The organism is Caballeronia sp. M23-90, from assembly GCF_053574605.1.
The window spans coordinates 1-12531 of sequence record NZ_JBSIPA010000165.1 but is presented as its reverse complement, the minus strand read 5'-3'; the positions used below and the strand labels follow the sequence as shown (position 1 = coordinate 12531).

The following is a 12531-nucleotide window of genomic DNA, read 5'->3' as shown; positions in this document are numbered from 1 at the left end:
TATAACGTGAACGGCACGCCGAAGCGCTCTGCCGCACGCGCCGCGAGGATCTCGCCGTCGGCGTGCTGTTCACGTTATCGACCATGAGCATCTGCTCTATCGAAGATGTTGCCGGCGCGATCACGCAGCCGTTCTGGTTCCAGCTCTACATGATGCGGGACCGCGGGTTTATCGCGAGCCTGATCAAACGTGCAGAGGAGGTCGGATGTTCCGCGCTCGTGCTGACGCTCGATCTGCAGATACAGGGGCAACGTCACAAGGACCGCAAGAACGGTTTGTCGGCGCCGCCGAAACTTACGCCACGCAATCTCGTGAACATGATGAGCCGTCCGCGATGGTGCGCCGGCATGCTGGGTACAACGCGGAGGACCTTCGGCAACATCGTAGGACACGCGCCCGGTGTGACCGGTATTGCTTCCATGGCTGACTGGGCCACCGATCAGTTCGATGCAACCCTCACATGGAAGGACGTCGAATGGGTGCGGCGCCTGTGGAAAGGCAAGCTGATCGTGAAGGGCATCCTCGATCCTGAAGATGCCTTGATGGCCGCGCGCTGCGGCGCCGACGCACTGGTGGTATCGAATCATGGAGGACGTCAGCTCGACGGAGCGTTATCGACGATTTGCGCATTGCCTCATATTGCCGATGCCGTTCGCGGCGAGATGGAAGTCCACATGGATGGCGGCATCCGCTCAGGCCAGGATGTGCTGAAGGCGCTCGCGTGCGGCGCAAGCGCGGTGTACATAGGCCGGGCTTTCCTGTATGGACTCGGCGCGCAAGGGGAAGCGGGCGTGACGCGCTGCCTCGAGATCATTCGCAGCGAACTGGACCTGACCATGGCGCTGTGCGGTATCACGGACGTGCGCAGGGTCGACTGCCGCGCACTGACATCGGGCGGCCACTTGCATGCGCCGGCGACCGCCGCGCAACCACAGACGGAGCGCCTCGCAGCCGCCCAGGCGGCGTGAGCACTCAAAGCTATAACCGGAGACGATACATGTTGAAAGCACTCACCGCAGAGCAGGTCCAGCACTTCAAGGAATTCGGGTACGTTGCGCCGGTACGCGTGATGTCCGTGGCGCAGGCGTTAGAACTGCGCGAACGTCTGGAAGACTTCGAGCATGGCAACGACAAGCTGCGCAAGAAAGCGCTGAACGTGAAGAGCCACTTGCTGTTTTCGTGGCTGAACGACCTTGTCAGGAAACGTGAGGTCGTCGACGCCATCGACGATCTCTACGGCGAAAACCTGCTGTGCTGGGCAAGCAGTTTCTTCATCAAGGACGCGCGCGATCCAGCCTTCGTCTCATGGCATCAGGATTCGACATACTGGGGGCTTTCGAAGCCGGACGTGGTGACAGCCTGGGTGGCGTTATCGGAAAGCAATAAAGCGAACGGCGCCATGCAGGTTATCCCCGGGACGCATCTGCTCGACCAGATTCCCCATCGCGATACGTTCTCCGAACATAACCTGCTGACGCGCGGGCAGGAAGTCGCGGTGGACGTAGATCAGGCGCAAGCGGTATCGATCGAACTGGAGCCCGGCGAGATGTCGCTGCACCACGTCCGGATCGTGCACGGCTCGCCGCCGAACGCTTCCGACAAACGCCGCATTGGTTATGCGATCCGCTACATTCCGACTTATGTCCGCCAACTCGAAGGCGATGACAGCGCGACGCTCGTGCGTGGTGTCGACACGTTCAATACCTTCGAGCACGAACCACGGCCAACGGTCGATCTCGAACCCGAGTTCGTCGCGCTGCATCAACAGATCGGCGAGCGCAACCAGCAGATCCTCTACAAGGGCGCGGCGCAGCGTCGCTGAACTTACGAGCCTATGAATTTCGCCGCAGCAGTATTGACCGGGACCGGCCGGCCGTTGAGCATCGAACGCCTGACACTGGGTGCGCTCGCCGACAACGATGTCGTAGTCAACGTGCGCGCCACCAGTCTTTGCCACACGGACCTCGAAGCGGTACGCGGCGACCTTGGCGTGCCTGTTCCGTTCGTGCCCGGCCACGAAGCGGCGGGCGTCGTGCAGTGGGTAGGGAAGGCGGTGACGAATCTCGCGGTGGGTGACCACGTGATTACATCGTGGAATCCGCATTGCAACGGCTGCTTCTATTGCATGAGGCAGCAATCGATACTCTGCCAGCAGTATCGTGACCGGGCGCCGTTGGCATGGCATTTCGATGGCCGGCCGCGCCTTTTTTTCGGTGACCAGCCCGTGCATCAGCTCATGTACTCGGGAAGCTTCGCGGAGTTGTGCGTGGTGACGGAGGACTGCGCGGTGCCGATATCGAAGGAGATGCCGTTCGACCGCGCGTGCCTGATCGGATGCGGCGTGATGACGGGCGTGGGCGCTGTGCTGAACGTGGCCAAGGTCGAAGCCGGGAGTTCCGTCTGCGTGATCGGATGCGGGTCAGTCGGGTTATCGGCCATACAGGGCGCGAGGCTTGCCGGCGCGGAAAAAATCATTGCCGTTGACCGCGATCCTGGCAAGCTGAAGATCGCAACGGTATTTGGCGCAACGCATACCTTGCTTGCCAACGAGCATCTCAACAACGCGCTTGCCGAATTGACATCGGGCCGAGGCGCCGATTATGTGTTCGAGGCTGCGGGCAATCCCGCTGCGTTCCAGGCGAGTCTGGAACTTGTGCGTGTCGGCGGCAACGTGGTCTGGCTCGGCAAATTGCCCGCACAGGAAAACCTTGCCTTGCGCTGGGGAACGTTGATGGGCGAGAAGCGCATCGTGCGTGCAAGTTACGGCGGCGCGGTGCCCGAACGCGATTTCCCCATGCTGGTCGATGCGTATTTCAAAGGAACCTTGCTGCTCGACGAATACATCACGGGCCGCATCAAACTCGCCGATATCAACACGGGACTGGACCGGCTCGCGCGTGGTATCGACATCCGTTCCGTCATCGAGTTCTGAACATGCCTCATCCTCCAATGCAACCCGGATGGATCGAATCGGCGCATCACATGTGCGCGCTCGGAGCGTTCGGGCTGGAATCGGGCGAGTGCATCGATGACCTGGAACTCTCGTACGTCGTTCATGGCGATCTTGCCGATACATTGCGGCCGGTCGTGCTCGGCCTCTGCGCGATCGGCAGTACGCATCACCGGCTCGATTTCCTGATTGGAGGCGAGCATGCATTCGATCCCGCGCAAGTCACGGTTGTGGTGATCGATGCAATTGGCAATGGCTTGTCGAGTTCTCCGTCCAACTCGCAGACACAACCCGGCCGCCAGTTCCCTCGCTTTACCATCCGCGATATGGTCCAAAGCCAGATGGCGTTGCTCGAACACCTCGGCGTACGTACCTTGGAAAGTGTGGTGGGCGCGTCCATGGGCGGCATGCAGGCGTTGCAATGGGGCGTCTCCTATCCGCGCTTCATGCGCAATATCGTCGCGCTCACGCCGATGGCGAAGACCGCACCGTGGGCCGCTGCGATGAACCACGCTGCACGCTTATGCCTTGGAACAGGAAACGGCGGCATGGAAGCGTGGATTGCGATCATGCATATCTTCGCGATGCGCACGCCGGAACGTTTCGCCCGGGACGTTCCAGATGCGGCCAGCGTTCCTGACTGGATAAGCCAACGCGCAGCCTGGTGGGGCGCGCAGCAAAGCGATCCGCTGGACTGGATCTATCAATCTTGGGCGTACGACGCGCACGATGTGGGTACGACTCCGGGATTCACCGGCGATACGGAACGCGCGCTGCAATCCATCCACGCGCGGACGATGATCGGCGCACCCGGACTGGATCTGTACAACCCGGTTGAAGCCGCGGAATGGGCGGCGAGGGTGATTCCCGACTGTAGGTTCCTGCGGTTGCCATCGACGAGCGGACACTTGGCGGCCACCGACGCCGACCCGCAATCGGCAGAATTCATCAATCGCGAGATCGGACGTTTCCTCGCGACGTAACCACGCGTGCCGTGTTGCTCCCGTCCGCGCAGCGATGCGCTAGAGTAACGCTTGATCTTCCGACCGCGCGTCACGACCCACTATGAGTTCCTTAATCGTCACACCAGAGGCCGAGCCGTCCGCCGAAGCCAGCGCTTCGATTCATCGGCGCGTCTATCTTCTGTTAAGAGAGATGATCGAGTCCGGGCGCATCCTGCCGGGCGAAAAACTGCTGGAAGCGCAAGTGGCGAAATCTTTCAGCATCAGCCGGTCGCCCGCGCGCTCGGCCTTGGCCGCGCTGTGCGCCGACAAACTCGTGACAGAGAACGAAGGGCGCGGTTATCTCGTAGCCGGTGGACCGGAGGGCTGTCCCGATGGCCGCTCCGCCACCCTCGACAAACTCGAACTGACCAGCACGCCGCAATGGGAGCGAATGTACGCGGCTGTGGAGCGGGAACTGTGCACGCGCGTGTTGTTTGGTTCCGTGCGGATCACGGAAGAGCGCCTCGCGCAGCATTTCAACGTCAGCCGTACCGTCGCACGCGATGTGATGGCGCGCATGCACAGCGTGGGCGCGTTATCGAAGGATCGCATTGGCCACTGGGTTGCCGAACGCGTGACGGCCGAGCGCATCGGGCATTTGTTTGAAATGCGGCGGCTGCTCGAACCGACTGCTTTGATGCACGCGGCCCCCTTTGTCAGCCGTGAAAAGCTGGAGATCATGCGCGAGCGGCTGGAGGCTGAAATAGTGCGCGGCGGCTCGGATATGGACACAGCGGAAACGGATCTGCATATCGATCTGCTTTCGTATTGTCCGAATCGCGAGATCGTCCAGGCGCTCGCGCGCACGCATGTGCTGTTCGTGCCGACACGTTATCTTGCGGACCCTTACTTGAGCATACCGGGCGAGCTTATCGACAACGCGTTTGCCGAGCACCTGCGCATAATCGATGCGCTCCTTGCAAACAAGCCGGCGCGCGCTGCAAAGGAACTGCAAAAGCATCTGGACGAAGCCGATACCCGCTGGATGCTGCGTTTCGATCTCGTCAGCCGCCTTGAACAGCCGGAACTGCCGTCTTATCTGAGCGCGATTGTTTCGTGAAGCTGGTACGGACCGCGCTGTTGTTTCTGCAAATTCGGCCCCGTATGGGTAAGCTCTTGCGATGTCGCGTGCGCAATGACCGCGCCCCAAATTTCAACACTTACGCCAGCCGATAAACTGTTCCGCCAGCGATTTGTCGTGGCAGGATAACGGGATCGTTGCTACGACCATCCGGCGTTCATTGTAAAAAGTGCAAGTATGGAAACAGGTGATATGAGCCTCCTTCCCGAGGCGCACGCTGAATTACTGTGTTACGTCGTCGCCACGGCAGCGGCGACGTACGCGCTCACGAGTGACTGGCGCGTGGATCATGTCGTGATCGCGTGCCGGTCATGGCTTTCGAGCAACCGCCTCCATTTACCGTGGCTCGACCGTGTTCGCCTTGGGCAGCTCGCGTTGCAAATTGCACAACGCGATCTGATCGGCGTCGGCATTGCGTTGAAACGCGCCGATGTGCAGGGCCTTTTCACCGGCGACATGAAACTGAACCCGGCAAGTACCGTTGTTCAGCGGATGTTGCAGGTGTGCCGCCATGCGCTGGAGGATCATCGGTTTGCCTGAACGCGGACCGGCCGTCATGCGCCGGCCCAGCGAGGGCATCGAACTATTAGCTGACCGCGTAACGCTCCAGCCAGTGCGCGTAGGGCGCCGGCAGCGTCCAGGCCGCACGTTCGATCCCCAGTTTCTTCGCCGCGTAGTACGGCCAGTGCGGATTGGCCAGATGCGCGCGGCCTACCATCACGAGGTCGAGCTGGTTGTCGCGAACGGTGCCATCGGCGAGTTCGGGGGTATCGATTCCCCACGCCGATGCAACCGGAATCTGGGCTTCACGGCGTACCCGCTCGGCAACAGGCGCAAGGAACGCCGGCGCCCACGGAATGTTCGCGGTCGGCGTGGAAAACCCAACGCTCACGCTCAATAGATCGAGACCACCACGCTTGAAATTGCGGGCCAGTTCGATGGACTCTGCAAGCGTCTCCTCATCACGTCCGTCGTATTCGATCACGCCGAAACGCGCCGTCAGCGGCAGATGCTCGGGCCACACTTCGCGCACCGCGGCAAGCGTTTCCAGCAGGAAGCGGCTGCGGTTTTCAAGGCTGCCGCCGTAAGCGTCATCGCGCTGGTTGGAATGTGTCGAGAAGAAACTCTGGCCCAGATAGCCGTGCGCGAAGTGCAGTTCCAGCCACTCAAAGCCTGCATCACGAGCGCGCTTTGCAGCGGCCACGAAATCCTGGCGCACGCGCGCGATATCGTCGAGCGTCATGGCTTTCGGCACCTTGGACAAGCCGCCGCCAAACGCAACTGCCGACGGCGCGATGGTCGCCCAGCCGCGTGGATCGCTTTCCGCGATATGGTCGTCGCCTTCCCACGGACGGTTGGCGCTCGCCTTGCGGCCCGCGTGACCGATCTGGATGCCGGGCACGGCGCCTGCCGCCTTGATGGACGCCACCACCGGCACGAAGGCTTGCGCCTGTTCGTCGTTCCAAAGTCCCGTGCAACCCGGCGTAATGCGGCCTTCCGGCGACACCGCCGTCGCTTCCACGATCACGAGCCCGGCGCCCCCACGCGCAAGCGCAGCCAGATGCACGCGATGCCAGTCGTTGATCAGCCCGTCGTCGGCCATGTACTGGCACATTGGCGGAACGGCGATGCGGTTGCGAAGGGAAACGTCTTTCAGCTTGAACGGCTCAAACAATGTCGGCATCTGCGAGGCTCCAAAAAATGCGCTGTTTCGATAGTTCGATAAAAATCGAATAACCGGAGTATCGCAGAATCCTTTACCATTTGCTTTATGCGCAACTATAACCATCCCGCCCCCAAGGACTTCGCCCTCGAGCGGATTTTCAATGCTCTCAGTGACCCTGTGCGTCTGGACATCGTGCGGCATCTGGCGCGCGTCACCGAGGCCACATGCGGCGAACTGGACGGCGGCCGCCCGAAGTCGAGCATGTCGCATCACTTCAGGATCTTGCGCGACGCGGGTCTCGTGCAGACGCGGGTGGCCGGCACGGTTCACCAGAATACGTTGCGGCTCGATGAACTGGAAAGCCGGTTTCCTGGCCTGATGAAGGCCATTCTGGAACACTTGCTGGTGGAGGAGATGGCCTAAGGGCGTCGCGCAGATTCAGATCATGCTGCGCGAGGGAGCGCAGTATCGGAAAATATGATCAGTCATCCTTACCACGCTGAAATGCCTTTACGATTTCGGCCTTGTGCTCGTGGTAGAACGCCATGTTCGCGGCGCTGGGGATCTTGGCTTTATCGACGTATTTCGCCTGCTTTGGATCGGCGAGCATTTCGTCTGTCATCTGCACGCGCATCAGGACGATCGCGCCGACAGCGGCCTGACGCGGCGTCAGGCCGTGTCTCTCGAGCGCGGCCTTGCTCGCGGGCGTCTTTGCAATCGACGCGCTCATTGCATCGATCGACGACAGCATCGCCGTGGCCTTTTTCGGATCATTTTCTTCGGCCCGCGCGCCGCCTTCAGCGGCGGCTGCTTCGAAGCGCTTGAGGAAGTCGTCAGTGAGCGTGAAGCTTTGAACCTCGTTCTGATCCGCGGGCGTGAGTGCGCGGGCGGGAAGGGAGGTTGCGAGCGCCACTGCAGGGAACACAATGACGCTCGCAAGCTTCAACAACCGTTTGATACGGCTTTTCATCACAACGCTCCTCTCAGGCATGCCGGCACGGCCGTCTCCGGCAATCAGTTGAACTTCAGTTGACCTTCAATTGACCACCGCGGCCCAGGCCACCTTGAACGTCCTGCGCCTTGTAGCTGCGCAGGGCGACGACCATCTTGTTGTAGGCATCGATAAACGCCGCCACCGTCGCCTTGCCTTCCGGCGTCTTCGAAAAGCCGCCCAGACCGCCCGCAGCGCCGCCGCCCAGTCCCGACAACGCCGCGCCATAGTTGGTCGCCGTCGCGTTACCTTCGGCGGCCGAAATCTGGACCGCCGAGCGTACGTCGAACAGCGTCAGGGTCACAACGGACGCCCGGCTCTGCATGCCGCCGGCCAGCCTGGCAATCGCAGCGTTCCCGACCAGGCCACCGAGCACGCCGGTGACGCCGCCAATGGCCGAGTCGTTGATGACGATCTGCGGTTCCATGTAGTAATCGGCCGCAACCCGCTGTCCTTTCTGCTGTTTCGACCCCGCCCGATATTCCCCCGAGTTGCGCTGCAGCGACGTGATGCGTGAAATGCGCGCATCGGATTTCTGGTTGCCGATAGATGTGATCACAAAGCAGTTCGACTGCTGTACCGCGAGCCGCAGCAACGGGTCGATCGACGTCACTTGCGTGGCGCTGCCGAACGCGCCGAACCAGTCGGCGTTGCGGCCGTCATCGACCGCGATCGTGCCGAGGGGCGCAGTGCAACGTTCAAGCGTTTCATCGGCGCCGGCGCTCGTCGCGCCACCCGCTGCGCCCGAGACACCCGCGCTCTGACCGCCCGTGGATACCATGCCGCCGCAAGCGCTTAGCGATACCGTCAGGAGGACCGCAAGTACTTTCTTCACGCCGGGAAATTCTGAACTGAGAGTCATGTTATTAGCTGCGTTGTGAGTGATCGGCATGCGACTCGCCCGGCTTCGCGAGAAGCCGCAACCAGCCGTCTAAAAAGGAATGCTTAGTATCCGTACCAGCTACGCTGCTGCCAGCGACCGTAGTACGGATAGCCCGAAGACCAATAGCCGTAATAGACTGCTCGCCATTCGGTTTGCCATTTGTAGTAGGTCTCCTCTGACTTCTTTGCAGCTCTCGCTTGCTCAAGAAGTTTGCGCGACTCAGCATCGCCTCGCCCCGATGCAATCAGCAGCCATTTCTCGGCCTCGCGGGGATCTGATCCCATCTCTTCGAGGCCGAACAAATAGAAATTTCCCAGCGCTTTTTGCGCTTCGAGATCGCCGCCTTCAGCGGCCTTTCGCATCCACACGAGCGCTTGATAACTATCCTGACGCACACCGTCGCCGCGGAAATACCGGAGCCCCAGGTCGTAGGCCGCGCGAGGCTCTTTTTGCGCCGCCGACTTAAGCGCCGTGATGCGGCCATCGGTGTCCGCGTCATTGCCGTTTCCTGATGCCTCGAACGACACCTGATTTTTTGAGCGGTTGCTGCAACCCTGGTCGTCGCAAATCCGGACTTGATTGCTGTGTGACGGATTTTGGGCGCAGGCTGCCAGCGCCAGGGCGGCGCACAGCGCCAGCCAGCGAGACTTCATCTTGATCCCCGATGCGCTTTGTTTATTGAAACACTTTAGCCTGACGAATAAGCCTGACGAATAAGGCGAGAAAATGGTAACAGCGAGGCGGCGATCCAAATTGCCTCACAGTCTCCAAAACCTGCCTGAGCGTCTCAAAAGCGGCGAATCAATCAAGCTTTCCGAGTACCTCTTTTAATGAGCCAGCGTATTGGGCTGTATCGGTGGGACTAGAAGCTGATTTCTCAAACGAAGATCCCCGGTCGCGCGCCTCACGGGGCGAATAGCCGAATGCCTGGCGAAATGTCCGGCTGAAGTGCGATTCACTTTTAAAGCCATATTCGAAAGCCAGGGTGGAAATCCGATAACCCGCACCAGCCGGGCTTTCGAGTATCTGGCGGATTTTGTTGAGCCGACGTTGTTGAATGTACGAAACAACGCCCGATTCACGACTAAACAACCGATAAAGCTGTGCGCGGGAAATGCCGACATCGCGGCAAATCAATGAGGGTGTGAGATCGGCCGATTTTAGGCTTGCGTCGATAAACCGGCGCACCCGGTTAAAGACAGTTTGATTGATCTCGTTTTCCGCGTCCGCCAAAGTTGCGATACAGGGCGCTAGGGCGGCCGAAACCATGGCGAGTGTCGCTTGTTCCACATAAGGCATTTCCGCTGGCGCCAGGTTGGGCAATTGCCTGCGCAGCGCATGCATGTGATCGCCGAGCAGCGTGCTGAGCGCGCCTTCCAATACGGTTCCGTGCAGGTTCGCCGACTTGATGCGCGGATCAAGAAGATCGCGTGCGATCGTCAATATGATCGTGTCGCCGGCAATGATCTCCGAATCGAGTTCCCGCGCGAGATCGAGGATATAAATCTTCGACGGCTCTGCATTGATCGTCGCCCGGGCGGCATATCCCGACAATGAATGTGTAATGCCGAGACAAAGGTAGAAGTGATCCAGTCCATCCCGTCGAATCATTTGCGACGGACGTTTGACGCTATACGCAACCGGATCATCCTCACCTGCCCACGTGCCGCATCCCATTAACAGCGAACCGACGTAACCGGTCGACAAATTGTAGTTAAAGCGCTGGGAAGCCGGTTTTTCGATGCCTACGTCGAATATCGCATTGACTTCGTCCCGCCATACGTCGAACCGCTGGTCCTCGGAATAGGCGTCTGTCGAGAAATGGAAGAGATAAGGATTCAAATTTGAACTCCGAAGTCATGCCTGCACGAAGGGAAGTGATGAATACCATGTGAACGAATCTGAATAAGCCATTATGAGACGCATTATCCGTTTCCTACAGTGTCTGTGCAGACCGCGCAGCTTTCGTTGAGCGCGGAACGTTGGCGATCAAAAGCAGACAAGGGTAAACCCCCTCTATCCGGCGTGTTTTTGTGCTCATCTAATAAAAATGAATGTTGTTGACGACGTACATTTAGCCCCGGGCGATGCGCTGTCGCCCGTCGTCACCGCCATAGCACTTGCGTTACACCGCACCCCATTTAAACGAAGGAGCAAGACGATGGCCAAGGAAATCCTGGTGGCATTTGGTATTGACGTGGACGCTGTTGCCGGATGGCTCGGTTCATACAGCGGCGAGGATTCACCCGACGATATTTCCCGGGGCCTGTTCGCGGGCGAAGTCGGATCGATGCGCCTGCTCAAGCTCTTCGAGCGCGAAAAGATCAGGACAACGTGGTTCATTCCAGGTCATTCCATCGAAACATTCCCGGAGCAGATGAAAGCCGTCGCGGACGCCGGACACGAGATCGGCATTCACGGCTATAGCCACGAGAACCCGATCGCGATGACACCGGAACAGGAAGAGGCCGTGCTCGATCGCAGCATTGAACTGGTGACGCAGTTGTCCGGCCGTCGCCCGACCGGATACGTGGCGCCGTGGTGGGAGTTCAGCCCGGTATCGAACGAGTTGCTGGTCAAGAAGGGCATCAAGTACGACCACAGCCTGATGCACAACGACTTCCACCCGTACTACGTGCGCGTGGGCGATACGTGGACCAAGATCGACTACAGCAAGCATCCGAGCGCGTGGATGAAGCCGCTCGTACGCGGTCAGGAAACCGATCTGGTCGAGATTCCGGCGAACTGGTATCTCGATGACCTGCCGCCAATGATGTTCATCAAGAAGTCGCCCAACAGCCACGGCTTCGTGAACCCGCGTGACATCGAGCAGATGTGGCGTGATCAGTTCGACTGGGTGTATCGCGAGCATGACGACTATGCCGTGTTCCCGATCACGATTCACCCCGACGTTTCCGGCCGCCCGCAAGTGCTCCTGATGCTCGAGCGGCTGATCGAATACTTCCGTGGTCACGAAGGGGTGCGGTTCTGCACCTGCGACGAAATCGCCGACGACTTCCTGGCCCGCTTCCCGCGCGGCAAATAATCCGCTGCACCCACTCTTCGAAGAGAGCCATGATGAAAGAAAATCCGCTCGCTGCGTCCGGATTCAAGCTGGAAAAGATCCTGCCGGTCGATGTCAAACGCGCCACCATCGTCGCGTTTTTCGCCTGGGTGTTCGCTGTCTACGACTTCATCTTGTTTGGCACGCTGTTGCCGGAGATCGGCAAGCACTATGGCTGGGATGCCGCGATGCAAGCCGAGATCGCGACGCTGGTTGCCATCGGCACGGCAGTGATCGCGTTTGCGATCGGACCGGTGCTCGACCGTGCCGGGCGTAAGGCGGGACTGCTCTGGACGGTGGCGGGCGCGGCCCTGTGTTCTGGCCTGACGGTTGTCGGCGGAGCGCTCGGACAATGGCCGCTCGTGCTGATCCGCTCGCTATCGGGCCTGGGCTACGCCGAGGAAACCGTGAACGCGACTTACCTCAACGAGCTGTATTCGGCCGCCAACGATCCGCGCCTGAACCGCAACAAGGGCTTTATTTATAGCCTCGTGCAAGGCGGCTGGCCGATCGGCGCACTGATTGCGTCGGGACTGACGGCCGTGCTGTTGCCGCGCATCGGCTGGCAGGGCTGCTTCATCTTCGCGACGTTTCCTGCCATCGTGATCTTCTTCATGACGCGCCGCCTCAAGGAGAGCCCGCAGTTCCTGCTGCACAAGCGCATCAAGACTTTGCGCGAATCAGGCGATGACCACGGCGCACGAGCGCTCGCCGGCGAACATAGCGTGGACTACGAGCAGCACAGCCGCGCCGGGCTGCGTGAAGCGTTTTGGGGCTTGAGCGTGTGCTTCACTGCGTACTACGCCGCGTTCGCAGCCTTGACCTTTCATTTAGTCCCGCTTCTGGTTGAACGGCATGCCGGCTCTGGTTTGATCTTGGCGACCATGGCAGT

General features: G+C 60.0%; 13 protein-coding genes and 1 pseudogene. 9 read left to right on the top strand and 5 right to left on the bottom strand.

The window, feature by feature from the left end; all coding sequences use genetic code 11:
- Nucleotides 1-11 precede the first annotated feature (11 nt).
- The 6 genes and pseudogenes from ACRXB1_RS17445 to ACRXB1_RS17420 form a co-directional block, all read left to right on the top strand.
- Nucleotides 12-968: pseudogene (locus tag ACRXB1_RS17445) on the top strand (alpha-hydroxy acid oxidase); the annotation flags it as partial.
- A 29-nt stretch (nt 969-997) separates the two neighbouring features.
- Nucleotides 998-1822, top strand: coding sequence for a phytanoyl-CoA dioxygenase family protein (locus ACRXB1_RS17440; protein ID WP_174363548.1), 825 nt, complete (start codon nt 998-1000; stop codon nt 1820-1822).
- 12 nt (nt 1823-1834) lie between these two features.
- Nucleotides 1835-2932, top strand: coding sequence for a Zn-dependent alcohol dehydrogenase (locus ACRXB1_RS17435; protein WP_449492679.1), 1098 nt, complete (start codon nt 1835-1837; stop codon nt 2930-2932).
- A gap of 2 nt (nt 2933-2934) precedes the next feature.
- Entirely contained in the window at nt 2935-3933 is a 999-nt protein-coding gene (locus tag ACRXB1_RS17430) for an alpha/beta fold hydrolase (RefSeq protein ID WP_449492678.1), read from the top strand.
- An 82-nt stretch (nt 3934-4015) separates the two neighbouring features.
- On the top strand, nt 4016-5014 hold the full coding sequence (locus tag ACRXB1_RS17425) for a GntR family transcriptional regulator (protein ID WP_449492677.1): 999 nt from the start codon (nt 4016-4018) through the stop codon (nt 5012-5014).
- Nucleotides 5015-5212: 198 nt separating this feature from the next.
- A complete protein-coding gene (locus ACRXB1_RS17420; protein WP_075357623.1) occupies nt 5213-5575 on the top strand; it encodes a hypothetical protein in 363 nt (120 codons plus the stop codon).
- Between the two features lie 46 nt (nt 5576-5621).
- On the opposite strand, the gene ACRXB1_RS17415 is transcribed toward ACRXB1_RS17420, so the two are convergent.
- Nucleotides 5622-6719, bottom strand: coding sequence for an NADH:flavin oxidoreductase/NADH oxidase (locus ACRXB1_RS17415; RefSeq protein ID WP_449492676.1), 1098 nt, complete (start codon nt 6717-6719; stop codon nt 5622-5624).
- 87 nt (nt 6720-6806) lie between these two features.
- Between ACRXB1_RS17415 and ACRXB1_RS17410 the strand changes: the two genes are divergently transcribed.
- Entirely contained in the window at nt 6807-7124 is a 318-nt protein-coding gene (locus ACRXB1_RS17410; protein WP_062001957.1) for an ArsR/SmtB family transcription factor, read from the top strand.
- Nucleotides 7125-7182: 58 nt separating this feature from the next.
- Here ACRXB1_RS17410 and ACRXB1_RS17405 read toward each other — a convergent pair whose 3' ends face one another.
- The 4 genes from ACRXB1_RS17405 to ACRXB1_RS17390 all read right to left on the bottom strand — a co-directional run bounded on the left by ACRXB1_RS17405 (nt 7183) and on the right by ACRXB1_RS17390 (nt 10417).
- Nucleotides 7183-7671: a hypothetical protein gene (locus ACRXB1_RS17405; RefSeq protein WP_449492675.1), complete on the bottom strand. Its 489-nt coding sequence runs from the start codon at nt 7669-7671 to the stop codon at nt 7183-7185.
- Between the two features lie 55 nt (nt 7672-7726).
- A complete protein-coding gene (locus tag ACRXB1_RS17400; protein WP_372237037.1) occupies nt 7727-8473 on the bottom strand; it encodes a hypothetical protein in 747 nt (248 codons plus the stop codon).
- 164 nt (nt 8474-8637) lie between these two features.
- Entirely contained in the window at nt 8638-9228 is a 591-nt protein-coding gene (locus ACRXB1_RS17395) for a tetratricopeptide repeat protein (RefSeq protein WP_449492674.1), read from the bottom strand.
- 148 nt (nt 9229-9376) lie between these two features.
- Complete coding sequence (locus ACRXB1_RS17390) at nt 9377-10417, bottom strand: helix-turn-helix domain-containing protein (protein WP_449492673.1); 1041 nt, start codon at nt 10415-10417, stop codon at nt 9377-9379.
- Nucleotides 10418-10736: 319 nt separating this feature from the next.
- Between ACRXB1_RS17390 and ACRXB1_RS17385 the strand changes: the two genes are divergently transcribed.
- Entirely contained in the window at nt 10737-11621 is an 885-nt protein-coding gene (locus ACRXB1_RS17385) for a polysaccharide deacetylase family protein (protein WP_062001952.1), read from the top strand.
- Nucleotides 11622-11650: 29 nt separating this feature from the next.
- A partial coding sequence (locus ACRXB1_RS17380) for an MFS transporter (RefSeq protein WP_449492672.1) occupies nt 11651-12531 on the top strand: 881 nt, incomplete at its 3' end.

Coding starts and splice junctions, on each gene's coding strand:
- ACRXB1_RS17415 (WP_449492676.1), bottom strand. CDS start 6,719: ATGCCGACATTGTTTGAGCCGTTCAAGCTGAAAGACGTTTCCCTTCGC.
- ACRXB1_RS17440 (WP_174363548.1), top strand. CDS start 998: ATGTTGAAAGCACTCACCGCAGAGCAGGTCCAGCACTTCAAGGAATTC.
- ACRXB1_RS17420 (WP_075357623.1), top strand. CDS start 5,213: ATGGAAACAGGTGATATGAGCCTCCTTCCCGAGGCGCACGCTGAATTA.
- ACRXB1_RS17425 (WP_449492677.1), top strand. CDS start 4,016: ATGAGTTCCTTAATCGTCACACCAGAGGCCGAGCCGTCCGCCGAAGCC.
- ACRXB1_RS17410 (WP_062001957.1), top strand. CDS start 6,807: ATGCGCAACTATAACCATCCCGCCCCCAAGGACTTCGCCCTCGAGCGG.
- ACRXB1_RS17385 (WP_062001952.1), top strand. CDS start 10,737: ATGGCCAAGGAAATCCTGGTGGCATTTGGTATTGACGTGGACGCTGTT.
- ACRXB1_RS17405 (WP_449492675.1), bottom strand. CDS start 7,671: ATGAAAAGCCGTATCAAACGGTTGTTGAAGCTTGCGAGCGTCATTGTG.
- ACRXB1_RS17395 (WP_449492674.1), bottom strand. CDS start 9,228: ATGAAGTCTCGCTGGCTGGCGCTGTGCGCCGCCCTGGCGCTGGCAGCC.
- ACRXB1_RS17430 (WP_449492678.1), top strand. CDS start 2,935: ATGCCTCATCCTCCAATGCAACCCGGATGGATCGAATCGGCGCATCAC.
- ACRXB1_RS17400 (WP_372237037.1), bottom strand. CDS start 8,473: ATGGTATCCACGGGCGGTCAGAGCGCGGGTGTCTCGGGCGCAGCGGGT.
- ACRXB1_RS17435 (WP_449492679.1), top strand. CDS start 1,835: ATGAATTTCGCCGCAGCAGTATTGACCGGGACCGGCCGGCCGTTGAGC.